Source organism: Pseudomonas sp. P5_B3, assembly GCF_056400405.1.
This window is the reverse complement of record NZ_JBFULI010000005.1, coordinates 70,724-84,402: the sequence shown is the minus strand read 5'-3', so window position 1 is coordinate 84,402 and position 13,679 is coordinate 70,724. Positions and strand designations below refer to the sequence as shown.

Below are 13,679 nucleotides of genomic sequence, written 5' to 3'. Positions count from 1 at the left end.
GCCCAAGAAACAGGTGAATTTCGTGAGCCAGCCTACGCCAGCCGTGCGTACCTTCCAAGACTTGATCCTCGCCCTCCAGCAATACTGGGCCGAGCAAGGTTGTGTGGTACTTCAGCCCTACGATATGGAAGTAGGCGCCGGCACTTTCCACACTGCAACATTCCTGCGCGCCATTGGCCCGGAAACCTGGAACGCCGCCTACGTGCAGCCAAGCCGTCGTCCGACTGACGGCCGCTACGGCGAAAACCCGAACCGTCTGCAGCACTACTACCAGTTCCAGGTCGTCCTGAAGCCGAACCCGGACAATTTCCAGGAACTGTACCTGGGCTCCCTCAAGCACGTCGGCCTGGACCCGCTGGTCCACGACATCCGCTTCGTCGAAGACAACTGGGAATCGCCGACCCTCGGCGCCTGGGGTCTGGGCTGGGAAGTCTGGCTCAACGGCATGGAAGTCACCCAGTTCACCTACTTCCAGCAAGCGGGCGGCATCGAGTGCTACCCGGTGACCGGCGAGATCACCTACGGTCTCGAGCGTTTGGCCATGTACCTGCAAGGCGTGGACTCGGTCTACGACCTGGTCTGGGCTGACGGCCCGTTCGGCAAGGTGACCTACGGCGACGTGTTCCACCAGAACGAAGTGGAACAGTCGACCTACAACTTCGAACACGCCAACGTCGACAAGCTGTTCGAACTGTTCGATTTCTACGAAAGCGAAGCCAAGCGCCTGATCGAACTCGACCAGCCGCTGCCGTTGCCGAGCTACGAAATGGTGTTGAAGGCTTCCCACACCTTCAACCTGCTGGATGCGCGCCGGGCAATTTCCGTGACTGCGCGTCAGCAATACATCCTGCGTGTACGCACCCTGGCGCGTTCCGTTGCGCAAGCCTACCTGTTGGCTCGCGCCAAGCTGGGCTTCCCGATGGCGACCCCGGACCTGCGTGATGAAGTACTGGCCAAGCTGGAGGCTGCACAATGAGTGCTCTGGATTTTCTGGTTGAACTGGGCACTGAAGAACTGCCACCCAAAGCCCTGAACACCCTGGCCGAGGCGTTCCTCGCCGGTATCGACAAGGGCCTGCAAGCCGCCGGCCTGAACTACGAAAGCAAAACTGTTTATGCCGCCCCGCGCCGCCTGGCCGTGCTGATCACCTCGCTGGCCACCCAGCAGCCGGATCGCAGCATCAACCTCGACGGCCCGCCACGCCAGGCCGCATTCGATGCCGAAGGCAACCCGACCCAGGCGGCCCTGGGCTTCGCCAAGAAGTGCGGCGTCGAACTGAGCGAAATCGATCAGAGCGGCCCGAAACTGCGCTACAGCCAGAGCATCGCCGGCAAGGCGACCGCGAGCCTGCTGCCGACCATCGTCGAAGATTCCCTGAACGACCTGCCGATCCCGAAACGCATGCGTTGGGGCGCGCGCAAGGAAGAATTCGTTCGTCCGACCCAATGGCTGGTGATGCTGCTCGGTGACCAGGTCATCGATTGCACCATCCTCGCCCAGAAGGCCGGCCGCGATTCCCGTGGTCACCGCTTCCATCACCCGGAAAGCGTGCGCATCGGTTCGCCATCCAGCTACCTGGCCGACCTGCGTGCCGCCTACGTGCTGGCTGACGCCAACGAGCGTCGCGAGATCATCAGCAAGCGCACCGAAGAGCTGGCCACCCGTCAGGAAGGCACGGCAATCGTTCCGCCAGCGCTGCTCGATGAAGTGACCGCGCTGGTCGAATGGCCGGTGCCGCTGGTGTGCTCGTTCGAGGAACGCTTCCTCGACGTGCCACAGGAAGCCCTGATCACCACCATGCAGGACAACCAGAAGTACTTCTGCCTGCTGGACGCCGACGGCAAGTTGCTGCCACGTTTCATTACCGTGGCCAACATCGAAAGCAAAGACCCGCAGCAGATCATCGCCGGTAACGAGAAAGTGGTCCGCCCACGCCTGACCGACGCCGAGTTCTTCTTCAAGCAAGACAAGAAGCAGAAGCTCGAAGACTTCAACCTGCGCCTGCAGAACGTGGTGTTCCAGGAAAAACTCGGCAGCGTCTACGACAAGGCCGAGCGCGTTTCCAGGCTCGCCGCATTCATCGCTCAGCGCATCGGCGGCAACGCTGCATGGGCAGCCCGTGCGGGCCTGCTTTCGAAGTGCGACCTGTCGACCGAGATGGTCGGCGAGTTCCCGGAGATGCAAGGTGTCGCCGGTTACTACTACGCCCTCAACGATGGCGAGCCGGAAGATGTCGCCCTGGCCCTGAACGAGCAGTACATGCCACGCGGTGCCGGCGCTGAACTGCCGTCCACCCTGACCGGTGCGGCCGTGGCCATCGCCGACAAGCTCGACACCCTCGTGGGTATTTTCGGTATCGGCATGCTGCCGACCGGCAGCAAAGACCCGTATGCCCTGCGCCGTGCCGCACTGGGCGTGTTGCGCATCCTGATCGAGAAACAACTGGACCTGGACCTGACCGACGCCGTGGCCTTCGCCGTGGATGCATTCGGGACCAAGATCAAGGCTGCCGGCCTCAATGACTCGGTGCTGGAGTTCATCTTCGACCGTCTGCGTGCCCGTTACGAAGACGAAGGCGTCGACGTCGCCACCTACCTGTCGGTACGTGCCTTGAAGCCAGGCTCGGCCCTGGACTTCGACCAGCGTGTGCAAGCGGTACAGGCCTTCCGCAAACTGCCGGAAGCCGCCGCCCTGGCCGCGGTGAACAAGCGCGTGTCGAACTTGCTGAGCAAGGTCGAAGGCTCCGTTCCGACAGTCGTGGAAGCCAAGTACTTCGACAACGCCAACGAGTTCTCCCTGTACTCGGCGATCCAGCAGGCTGACCAGGCTGTACAGCCGATGGCCGCCTCGCGTCAGTACAGCGAATCCCTGGCACGCCTGGCTGCACTGCGCGAGCCGGTGGATGCGTTCTTCGAAGCCGTGATGGTCAACGCGGAGGACGCAAAAGTCCGCGCCAACCGTTATGCGTTGCTGGCGCGTCTGCGTGGTTTGTTCCTCGGTGTCGCCGACATTTCACTGCTGGGTTGAGGGATTGCTGTTGAAACTGCTGATTCTCGATCGGGACGGAGTGATCAATTACGACTCCGACGCTTACATCAAGTCGGTGGAGGAGTGGATTCCGCTCCCCGGTTCGATCGAAGCCATCGCGCAGTTGAGCAAGGCCGGCTGGACGGTAGCGGTCGCCACCAACCAGTCGGGCATCGCTCGCGGCTATTACGACCTCGCCACCCTGGATGCCATGCACGAGCGCTTGCGCGCGCTGGTGGCAGAGCAGGGCGGTGAAGTCGGCCTGATCGTCTACTGCCCCCACGGGCCGGACGAAGGCTGCGATTGCCGCAAGCCGAAACCCGGGATGTTGAAAACCATCGCCGCTCATTACAACGTGTCGCTGACCAATCTCTGGTTCGTCGGCGACAGCCTTGGTGACCTGGAAGCCGCCAAAGCCGTCGATTCACAGCCAGTTTTGGTAAAGACCGGGAAAGGCGAAAAGACTTTGGGTAAAACCCTTCCGGTTGGCACATTGATTTTTGACGATCTGGCGGCGATTGCCGCAGAACTTGTGCACAAATGCACTTAACTAAGTGTGCGCTTCTGAAATTCCTGGCATAGGATGATAGGGAAGTGCGCTTTACATAGGCGGGTATTTCCCGCAACGGTAAACGTCACCATGTCGATATTGCAGGCCATCAGAACCTTCCTCTTTTACCTGCTGCTGGGCACCAGCTCTTTGCTGTGGTGCAGCCTGAGCTTTTTTATCGCGCCGTTTCTGCCCTTCAAGGCACGTTACCGCTTTATCAACGTGTACTGGTGCCGCTGCGCCTTGTGGCTGAGCAAAGTGTTTCTGGGTATCCGCTACGAAGTGAAGGGTGCCGAGAACGTACCTGAACGGCCTTGCGTCATTCAGTCGAACCACCAGAGCACGTGGGAGACGTTCTTTCTCTCTGCTTACTTTTCACCGCTGAGCCAGGTGCTCAAACGTGAACTGCTCTATGTGCCGTTCTTCGGTTGGGCCATGGCCATGCTGCGACCGATCGCCATCGATCGCGACAACCCGAAAGCCGCACTCAAGCATGTTGCGAAGAAGGGCGATGAACTGCTCAAGGACAATGTCTGGGTGCTGATCTTCCCCGAAGGCACGCGCGTTCCTTTCGGCACCGTCGGAAAGTTCTCGCGCGGTGGCAGCGCATTGGCGGTCAACGCCGAATTGCCGGTGCTGCCGATTGCGCACAACGCAGGCAAGTTCTGGCCGAAAACCGGTTGGGCGAAGAAGCAGGGCGTCATCACTGTGATCATTGGTGCACCGATGTATGCCGAAGGCAACGGGCCACGAGCCATTGCCGAATTGAACGACCGGGTTCAGGCGTGGAATGAGCAGATGCAACGGGAAATGGGCTCGCTGCCACCGGCTCCGCAAGCGCCGGTTTCAAACGATCAGGTGGCTGTCTGAGATTCTGTGGATAACCTGTGTACCGTTCCACTGAAAACCGTCGTTATTTGTACGTAAGTTTATGATTTTTTTACATATTTCTCAGAGAGATAAAAATCATAAAAACGTGCATAAGTTTTTTTCGGACGTAAAAAAACCGGCTGATATAGCCGGTTTTTTTATGCCCGGAACAATCGCAGACTGGCGACATGACAGGGCGACCTGGGTCGCTCGCTTTCATTCTGTAAATAGCGGAAATTGCAGCCTGAATGTCGTGCCCCGACCCACCTCGCTCTGACACTCGATTCGCCCGCCGTGCCGATCCACAACGGCTTTGACCATCGACAATCCCAGCCCCACGCCATCGATACCCTGGGCGGAAGAAAAGCGCCGGTATTGGCTGAACAGTTCGGGTAACTCCTCTGCGGTGATGCCTTTGCCCTGATCGATGAGCTCACAGATCAGCCAGCCGTCGCGTTGACTGACGCGCAAATGGATACGAGTACCTGAAACACTGTACTTGATGGCATTTTCCAGCAGATTGAACAACGCCCGGGTCAGCAGTGCCTGATCCGCCAGAACCAGACTTTCCTGTGCCTCTTCTTCCACTTGATGAACCAGTTCGATCTGTTTCAGCTGCGCGATGGGCAGCGCCTGATCGAATACATCCAGTACCAGCATCGCAAACAGGCTCGGCTGAAACTGATAAGCCTCGGACTCGGCCCTCGCCAGTTGAACGAAGCCGTCAGTCAGTTCCAGGGCCCGGCGTACCTGCCTTTCGATTTGATCGAAGAGTTGCAGGTCACCGCCCACCTGATGACGATGCACATCGAGCAGCGCGAGGATGGCCGAGTGGGGTGCCCGCAGGTCGTGGGACAGAAAACGCAACAGGACCGCGCGTTGCTCTTCTGCATCACGTTCGACACTCAGGTCAGTCAGGTTCCACAACCAGCCGACAGGGGTTTCCCCGTCTACTGGTAACAGCTCGGCACGCTCCAGACGCAGGCTGCGTTCCTTTAGGTCGCGAAACTCCAGCAACGGCAGTGTCGATAAAGATGAGCCCGGCCCACGGTTCATATCCGGATAACCCAGCTGTTTAAGTCGCCCGAGCACATCATCGCCGACCAGATCGCCACCAAACAGGTCGCGGGCCTTGCGGTTGCCGAGCAGAATCTGCCCCTGGGGATCGCTGATCAACGTGGCCACCGGCAAGTACTCCAGGCCATCGGCGATAAATCGGTGGGTATCGCGGGTCAGGCTCATGGCTTGTTCCAGCGCCATGATCTGCTTCTGCAAACGGTCGCCACCGGGATACTGGGCACGACGGCGCTCCGGAAACACTTTCGGCTCGCTGTCCAACCGCGCCAATTCCCAACCGAAATAGGTCAGCACCACACTGAGGCGCCGCCAGTTCCAGATCAGATAACCAAACAGCATCCCCAGCACCGCAGGCGTCGGTGACCACCACCAGCGCTTGAACTCCGCAAGGCCGGCGCTGGTCAGCAACGCACAAGCCATCCCCGTGAGCGTCAACCAGAGCGCCAGGCGCGGGCGCCACAGCAGCAACCCGAGCACGCACGTCACCAGACCAAGGGAAAGCCCTGCGCTCAAGCCCGGGGATGCATCACCCAGGTTGATTTGCACGCGATAGGACAGCAACGTCGTCAGCGGTAACAGCACAAGACTTATCCACAACCACTCGCGCACCAATTGCCGAAACAATCGCTGTACCTGGCTGGGCTCTCGGCTTTCACGGCTACGTTGGTCAAACATGGCCAACAGGGCAGGGCGGGATAAACGGTTTCATGATTCCTACGCCTGAGGATTCGACTCAAAGAATCATAGCGGACGCCGCGACCAACGGCGGGGCGCTTGCTTTCACTGTATCGATTGAGCCGCTATGGTCGATGAAGAGCTGCCCAAGCGACAAGGAATCACCTGTATGCGTGTTGCGATTCTGGACGATGAGCCCGCCGAACTGCGCCGGGTCGAACAAACCCTGCAACAAATGGCCGAAGCCGGAAAGCAGCCGTGGTCGCTGCACAGCTTCGAACGGGCCGAAGACCTGTTGCGACAATTGCGTCGGGAGACCTTCGACCTGCTGATCCTCGACTGGCAACTGCCAGACCTCACGGGTTTGTCATTGCTGCTATGGACCCGCGAACACATGGAAGCACCGCCGGCGGCAATCATGCTCACCAGTCGCGACGGCGAAAGCGATATCGTTCAGGCCCTGAATGCTGGCGCCGACGACTACGTCAGCAAACCTTTCCGCCCCAATGAACTGAAAGCCCGTGTTGGCGCGGTACTGCGCCGCCATGCCCAGCAGCGCGCAACTGCTGAAGTGTTGAGCTTCAATGGCCTCGTTTTCGACGACGCCGAACTGACCGTCACTCGCGACGGCAAACCGATCGTCATGACCGAACGCGAGTACCGCCTGGCGCATTGCCTGTTCAGCAACCTCGGCCGACCGCTGTCGCGGGATTACCTGTACGAACGACTCTGGCCCCATGAAGAAATGTCGTCGTCCCGGCCGCTGGATACGCACATCTATCGCCTGCGCAACAAGCTTGGCCTGACGGCGGACCGCGGTTGGCAGTTGCTGACGATTTACGGGTATGGGTATCGGTTGGAGAGTGTGGTGGGGGCGCGCGAGTGAAACGCAGGCAATAAAAAAGGCCAACGCAATGCGTTGGCCTTTTCATTGGCATCGACCGGGATCAGAAGTCCAGGTTGGACACCGCCAGGGCGTTGCTTTCGATGAAGTCACGACGAGGTTCGACCGCATCACCCATCAGGGTGTTGAAGATCTGGTCCGCGCCAATGGCGTCTTCGATGGTCACTTTGAGCATCCGGCGCTGGCTTGGGTCCATGGTGGTTTCCCACAGCTGATCCGGGTTCATTTCGCCCAGACCTTTGTATCGCTGGATGGTGTGACGCTTGGTGCTTTCAGCCATAAGCCATTCAAGGGCTTCCTTGAACTCGGTCACCGGCTTCTTGCGCTCGCCACGCTGGATGTACGCGCCGTCGTCCAGCAGGGTGCTCAGTTGAGCGCCTAGCGAAACGACAGTCTTGTAATCGTTGCTGCCGAAAAAATCGCGGTTGAAGGTGACGTAGTTCGACAGGCCGTGGGAGATCAGTTCGACCTCTGGCAGCCAAACGTTACGTTCACGGTCTTCACGCAGGCTGGCTTTGTAAACCAGGCCGGACTTCTCGACGGTGCGCAGGCGAACTTCGTACTGAGCCAGCCAATCTTGCATCGCTGCGTGATCGGACAGTTGCTCCATGCTCACCGCTGGCAGGTAGATGAAGTGCTCGGTCAGCTCCTGTGGGTACAGGCGCGACAGACGCTTGAGGGTCTTCATCACCAGACGGAAGTCAGTCACCAGACGCTCGAGGGCTTCACCGGAGATACCCGGTGCTTCTTCGTTCAGGTGCAGGCTCGCATCTTCAAGCGCCGACTGCGTCATGTACTCTTCCATGGCGTCGTCGTCTTTGATGTATTGCTCTTGCTTGCCTTTCTTCACTTTGTACAGCGGCGGCTGGGCGATGTAGATGTAGCCACGCTCGATCAGCTCCGGCAATTGACGGAAGAAGAAGGTCAGCAGCAATGTACGGATGTGCGAACCGTCGACGTCAGCATCGGTCATGATGATGATGTTGTGGTAGCGCAGCTTGTCGATATTGTACTCGTCGCGGCCGATGCCACAGCCCAGCGCGGTGATCAAGGTGCCCACTTCTTGCGAAGAGATCATCTTGTCGAAGCGCGCCTTCTCGACGTTCAGGATCTTGCCCTTCAGCGGCAGGATGGCTTGGGTCCGACGGTTACGTCCTTGCTTGGCAGAGCCACCCGCGGAGTCACCTTCCACGAGGTACAGTTCGGACAGGGCAGGGTCCTTTTCCTGGCAGTCGGCCAGTTTGCCTGGCAGGCCGGCGATGTCCAGCGCGCCTTTGCGGCGGGTCATCTCACGGGCTTTACGCGCCGCTTCACGGGCACGAGCCGCGTCGATCATCTTGCCGACGACCAGTTTGGCTTCGTTCGGGTTTTCCAGCAGGAAGTCGGAGAAGTACTTGCCCATTTCCTGTTCGACCGCGGTCTTCACTTCGGAAGACACCAGCTTGTCTTTGGTCTGGGAGCTGAACTTCGGATCCGGCACTTTTACCGAAATGATCGCGGTCAGGCCTTCACGGGCATCGTCACCGGTGGTGGCGACTTTATGCTTCTTCGCCAGGCCTTCTGCTTCGATGTAGGTGTTGAGGTTACGCGTCAGTGCGGAACGGAAACCCACCAGGTGAGTACCGCCGTCGCGCTGTGGGATGTTGTTGGTGAAGCACAACAGGTTCTCGTTGAAACTGTCGTTCCACTGCAGGGCGATTTCCACGCCGATGCCGTCTTCACGCTGAATGTTGAAGTGGAACACCTGGTTGACCGCAGTCTTGTTGGTGTTCAGGTATTCAACGAACGCACGCAGGCCGCCTTCGTACTTGAACAGCTCTTCCTTGCCGCTGCGCTCGTCCTTGAGGACGATGCCGACACCGGAGTTTAGGAAGGACAGTTCACGAATCCGCTTGGCCAGGATGTCCCAGCTGAAGTGGATATTCTTGAAGGTTTCAGCCGATGGCTTGAAGTGAATCTGGGTGCCCGTGGTTTCGCTCTCACCAACGATTTTCATCGGTTCTTGCGGAACACCGTGTACGTAAGTCTGTTCCCAGATTTTGCCGCTACGGCGAACGGTCAGGACCAGTTCTTTGGACAGTGCGTTCACCACCGACACACCTACACCGTGCAGACCACCGGATACTTTGTAGGAGTTGTCGTCGAACTTACCGCCGGCGTGCAGCACGGTCATGATGACCTCGGCTGCCGAAACGCCTTCTTCTTTGTGCACGTCTACCGGGATGCCACGACCGTTGTCACGAACGGTGATGGACTCATCCGGGTGGATGATGATGCTGATGTCGTCGCAGTGGCCGGCGAGAGCTTCGTCGATCGAGTTATCGACCACTTCGAACACCATGTGGTGCAGACCGCTGCCATCGTCGGTGTCACCAATGTACATACCGGGACGTTTGCGTACGGCATCCAGGCCTTTCAGCACTTTAATGCTCGTTGAGTCGTACGTATTTTCTTCGCTCAATGCCTTCACTCCCGATGGTCGTGGGTCTGGGTGATACGGCCCTGTTCCACGTGGAACAGAGCGACTGGCGTTTCCGTCTGCCAGCCTTCCCTCAATAATTCGTGATCTACACAGGTGATAAACACCTGGCAGCGTAAGTCTTCCAACAAGCGGCAAAGCGCGCGACGGTGGTGCTCGTCCAGCTCGGACGGCAAGTCATCCACCAGATAAATACACTGACCGCGTCGAGCCTGGCTGACCAAGTGCCCTTGGGCAATCCGTAATGCGCAAACCACCAACTTCTGCTGGCCACGGGACAAGATGTCCGCGGCGTTGTGCGCGCCCAGTCTGAGACGCAAATCAGCACGTTGTGGTCCGGCCTGGGTATGCCCCATTTGCTGATCCCGTTGAAGGGATCCAGCGAGTACGGCACTCAGTTCACGGTCTTTGTCCCAGCCGCGGTAATAGCTGAGCGTCAAGCCTTCAAGCTCAACCAGATCGCTCAAGGTTTGTTCAAAGACTGGTTTCAAGGCTTTGATATAAGCGCGGCGGTATTCATCAATTTCAGCGCTGGCCTGGCACAGTTCCCTGTCCCAAACCGCTTGCGAAACGGCGTCAAGTGTACCATGCCGCAGCCAAGAGTTTCTCTGGCGCAGGGCCTTCTGCAAGCGCTGCCAGGTTGACATGAAGCGCGGTTCCACGTGGAACACACCCCAGTCCAGAAACTGCCGGCGAATCTTCGGCGCACCTTCCAGCAATCGAAAGCTGTCCGGATTGATCAATTGCAGTGGCAAGATCTCGGCCAGTTGTGCGGCGCTGCGCGCGTTCTGCCCATCGATACGGATCTGAAATTCGCCTTGGCGATCCCGCGAAATGCCCAAGGCGCTATGCCCGCCCTCTGCCAGCTCAACCTGGCCAAAGACTGTGCACGCCAGTTGTTCGTATTGAATGACCGGCAACAGGCGGGTGCTGCGAAACGAACGGGCAAGCCCCAGCAGATGGATGGCTTCCAGAACACTGGTTTTGCCGCTGCCGTTGGCGCCGTAAAGAATATTGATGCGGGGGGAGGGGGAGAAGGTCACCGGATGCAGATTGCGCACCGCGGTGACCGAGACGCGACTTAAGGACATCTAGCTTCTGCTGAGCATGATTACAGACGCATCGGCATGACAACGTAGGCCGAGTCGTCGTTATCCGATTCCTGCACCAGCGCGCTGCTGTTGGAGTCGGACAGGATCAGACGAACCTGCTCGGTGGTCATCACGCCCAGTACGTCGAGCAGGTAGCTCACGTTGAAGCCGATTTCCAGGGAGCCACCGTTGTATTCAACGCCCACTTCTTCTTCCGCTTCTTCCTGCTCCGGGTTGTTCGCCTGGATCTTCAGCTGACCGCTGGCCAGTTGCAGACGGATACCACGGTACTTTTCGTTGGACAGAATCGCGGTACGGCTGAACGCTTCGCGCAGCGCCTGGCGATCACCCAGCACCAGCTTGTCTCCGCCCTTAGGCAGAACACGCTCGTAGTCCGGGAATTTGCCGTCGACCAGTTTCGAGGTGAAGGTGAATTCCCCGGTGGTGGCGCGGATGTGGTGCTGACCCAGCACGATACTGACATTGCCGTCCGGCTCGGTGAGCAGGCGTGCCAGTTCAAGGATACCTTTGCGCGGCACGATGACCTGGTGACGATCCGGCTGGCCGATATCGGCCTGCATCGAGCACATGGCCAGACGATGACCGTCGGTGGCTACGGCGCGGATTACGCCAGCGGACACTTCCAGCAACATGCCGTTGAGGTAGTAACGCACGTCCTGCTGGGCCATGGCGAAGCTGGTGCGTTCGATCAGACGACGCAGTTTGCTTTGCTCCAGGCTGCAGGTCAGCGAACCCGGGCCTTCTTCCACAGTAGGGAAGTCATTGGCTGGCAGTGTCGACAGGGTGAAGCGGCTACGGCCGGCTTTGACCACAAGCTTCTGCTCATCGACCTTGATGTCGATCAGCGCATCGTTCGGCAGGCTTTTGCAGATGTCCATCAGCTTGCGCGCCGGCACGGTGATGGAACCCGGATCCGCCGGCTCTTCGAGTTGAACACGACCGACCAGCTCGACTTCCAGGTCGGTACCGGTCAGCGACAGTTGCTGGCCTTCGACAACCAGCAGCACGTTGGAAAGCACCGGCAAGGTCTGTCGGCGTTCGACGACGCCTGCGACCAGTTGCAGGGGTTTCAACAGGGCTTCGCGTTGAATGGTGAAATGCATGGTCTAGTCCCTTGCCTTAATAAGCTGCGCTGGTATTCATCAAGTGGTCAGCGTACGCAGCAGGTTCTTGTAGTCCTCGCGGATGTCCGCGTCGGATTCCTTAAGTTCGTTGATCTTGCGGCACGCGTGCAAGACCGTTGTATGGTCGCGACCGCCAAACACGTCACCAATTTCCGGCAGGCTGTGGTTGGTCAGTTCCTTGGACAACGCCATGGCGACCTGACGCGGACGAGCGACCGAACGCGAACGGCGTTTGGACAGCAAATCTGAGATCTTGATCTTGTAGTACTCGGCGACAGTGCGCTGAATGTTATCCACAGACACCAGTTTATCCTGCAACGCCAACAAGTCCTTAAGGGATTCGCGAATCAGCTCGATGGTGATATCGCGACCCATGAAGTGCGAGTGGGCGATCACGCGTTTGAGCGCGCCTTCCAGCTCACGGACGTTTGAGCGAATACGTTGGGCAATGAAGAACGCGGCGTCGTGAGGCAGCTCGACTTTGGCCTGATCGGCCTTCTTCATCAGGATCGCCACGCGGGTTTCCAGTTCCGGCGGCTCGACCGCTACGGTCAGGCCCCAGCCGAAACGGGATTTGAGCCGTTCTTCAAGGCCTTCGATTTCTTTCGGGTAGCGGTCACTGGTGAGAATGACTTGCTGGCCACCTTCGAGCAGGGCGTTGAAGGTGTGGAAAAACTCTTCCTGGGAACGCTCCTTGCGGGCGAAGAACTGAATGTCATCGATCAGCAACGCATCCACCGAACGGTAGAAGCGCTTGAACTCGTTGATCGCGTTCAGTTGCAGGGCTTTGACCATGTCCGCCACGAAACGCTCGGAATGCAGGTACACCACCTTGGCATTCGGGTTCTTCTTTAATAGATGGTTACCCACAGCGTGCATCAAGTGGGTTTTACCCAGGCCGACGCCACCATAAAGGAACAGCGGGTTGTAACCGTGCTTGGGGTTGTCTGCCACCTGCCATGCGGCGGCGCGCGCCAACTGGTTGGATTTACCTTCAACGAAGTTCTCAAAGGTAAAGGTGCGGTTCAGGTAACTGGTGTGCTTGAGCGCACCTTCAACCTGCACGGTACGTTGCTCGGCGCGCACAGGTGCCTGTTGCGAACTGGCGCCGGCCATCGGGTCGAAGCTGTCACGGGAAGGTTCTTCCTCGGTGACCTCAGCCACTTTTTGCGGCGCACGCTTGGTCGACGCGGCGGCAGGTGCTGGCGGTGGACTGGCGGGCGCTTGAGCAGCCTGGGCCTGGGAAGCCGCGGCAGCCAGGGGAGCATTGGGTGCGGCACGGGGTGCCGAACTGCGTTTGCTGCCTATTAATAAGGAAAGCGCAGGCGCCATGCCATTGCCGTGCTCATCGAGCAATTCGAGAACACGCCCCAGGTACTTTTCATTGACCCAGTCCAGAACAAAACGATTGGGTGCATAGACACGCAACTCGTCGCCTTCAGCTTCGACCTGTAGTGGACGGATCCAAGTGTTGAATTGTTGGGCAGGCAGCTCATCGCGCAAAAGCTCCACGCACTGCTGCCAAAGTTCCACTGACACGGATATCCCCTAAGTTGAAAGCCGGTGAGGCAAAAACAAGCGGCCATTGTAGCGACCAGACGCCGACTTATCCACACGAAGGTGGTTCATCGACCAAGAAGAATCGCCGTTTCATACGCAAAAAAGACGACCAGTGGTCTGTGCATAAGCTCTGTGGATAACCGGGGTTAAGGTCATTGCACAAGTGGGGGCGAAACTCGGTGGATAACCGGCCTGTGGATAAACCCAGCTTCCACACACAGGTTATCCGACAGCGCAGCACAGGCTGAACACTGTTTTCCACTGTAGTTGTCATTCTCTGTACAGCAGACAAAACAAGGGC

At 58.5% G+C, this 13,679-nt stretch carries 10 protein-coding genes; 5 read left to right on the top strand and 5 right to left on the bottom strand.

The features are described 5' to 3' along the window. The first annotated feature begins 22 nt into the window (after positions 1–22). The 4 genes from glyQ to AC1DRN_RS05060 all read left to right on the top strand — a co-directional run bounded on the left by glyQ (position 23) and on the right by AC1DRN_RS05060 (position 4,447). Positions 23–976 carry a glycine--tRNA ligase subunit alpha gene (gene glyQ / locus AC1DRN_RS05075; RefSeq protein ID WP_003187265.1) on the top strand — a complete coding sequence of 318 codons (954 nt, stop codon included), beginning with the start codon at positions 23–25 and terminating at the stop codon, positions 974–976. After that, positions 973–3,027, top strand: coding sequence for a glycine--tRNA ligase subunit beta (glyS, locus tag AC1DRN_RS05070; protein WP_223459114.1), 2,055 nt, complete (start codon positions 973–975; stop codon positions 3,025–3,027). The genes glyQ and glyS overlap by 4 nt, the downstream gene beginning before the upstream one ends. A 4-nt stretch (positions 3,028–3,031) precedes the next feature. Next, positions 3,032–3,577: a D-glycero-beta-D-manno-heptose 1,7-bisphosphate 7-phosphatase gene (gene gmhB / locus AC1DRN_RS05065; protein WP_223459112.1), complete on the top strand. Its 546-nt coding sequence runs from the start codon at positions 3,032–3,034 to the stop codon at positions 3,575–3,577. 90 nt (positions 3,578–3,667) lie between these two features. After that, positions 3,668–4,447 carry a lysophospholipid acyltransferase family protein gene (locus AC1DRN_RS05060; RefSeq protein ID WP_223455494.1) on the top strand — a complete coding sequence of 260 codons (780 nt, stop codon included), beginning with the start codon at positions 3,668–3,670 and terminating at the stop codon, positions 4,445–4,447. Positions 4,448–4,663: 216 nt separating this feature from the next. Here the strand turns inward: AC1DRN_RS05060 and AC1DRN_RS05055 are convergent, their stop codons facing one another. Then, positions 4,664–6,199: a sensor histidine kinase gene (locus tag AC1DRN_RS05055; protein ID WP_223459109.1), complete on the bottom strand. Its 1,536-nt coding sequence runs from the start codon at positions 6,197–6,199 to the stop codon at positions 4,664–4,666. A gap of 169 nt (positions 6,200–6,368) precedes the next feature. Between AC1DRN_RS05055 and AC1DRN_RS05050 the strand changes: the two genes are divergently transcribed. Then, positions 6,369–7,085, top strand: a complete 717-nt coding sequence (locus tag AC1DRN_RS05050; protein WP_223459106.1) for a response regulator transcription factor — start codon at positions 6,369–6,371, stop codon at positions 7,083–7,085. Positions 7,086–7,146: 61 nt separating this feature from the next. Here the strand turns inward: AC1DRN_RS05050 and gyrB are convergent, their stop codons facing one another. From gyrB to dnaA, 4 genes are read right to left on the bottom strand one after another with little or no spacing between them, the layout of a single operon-like run. Beyond that, positions 7,147–9,564 (bottom strand): DNA topoisomerase (ATP-hydrolyzing) subunit B, encoded by a 2,418-nt coding sequence (gene gyrB / locus AC1DRN_RS05045; protein ID WP_095943029.1) that lies wholly within the window; start codon positions 9,562–9,564, stop codon positions 7,147–7,149. Between the two features lie 5 nt (positions 9,565–9,569). Beyond that, entirely contained in the window at positions 9,570–10,673 is a 1,104-nt protein-coding gene (recF, locus tag AC1DRN_RS05040) for a DNA replication/repair protein RecF (RefSeq protein ID WP_007985068.1), read from the bottom strand. Positions 10,674–10,693: 20 nt separating this feature from the next. Then, the gene (dnaN, locus tag AC1DRN_RS05035; protein WP_007969885.1) at positions 10,694–11,797 is read right to left on the bottom strand and encodes a DNA polymerase III subunit beta; all 1,104 of its coding nucleotides are present in this window, start codon (positions 11,795–11,797) and stop codon (positions 10,694–10,696) included. A 39-nt stretch (positions 11,798–11,836) separates the two neighbouring features. After that, complete coding sequence (gene dnaA / locus AC1DRN_RS05030; protein WP_223459104.1) at positions 11,837–13,357, bottom strand: chromosomal replication initiator protein DnaA; 1,521 nt, start codon at positions 13,355–13,357, stop codon at positions 11,837–11,839. Positions 13,358–13,679 lie beyond the last annotated feature (322 nt).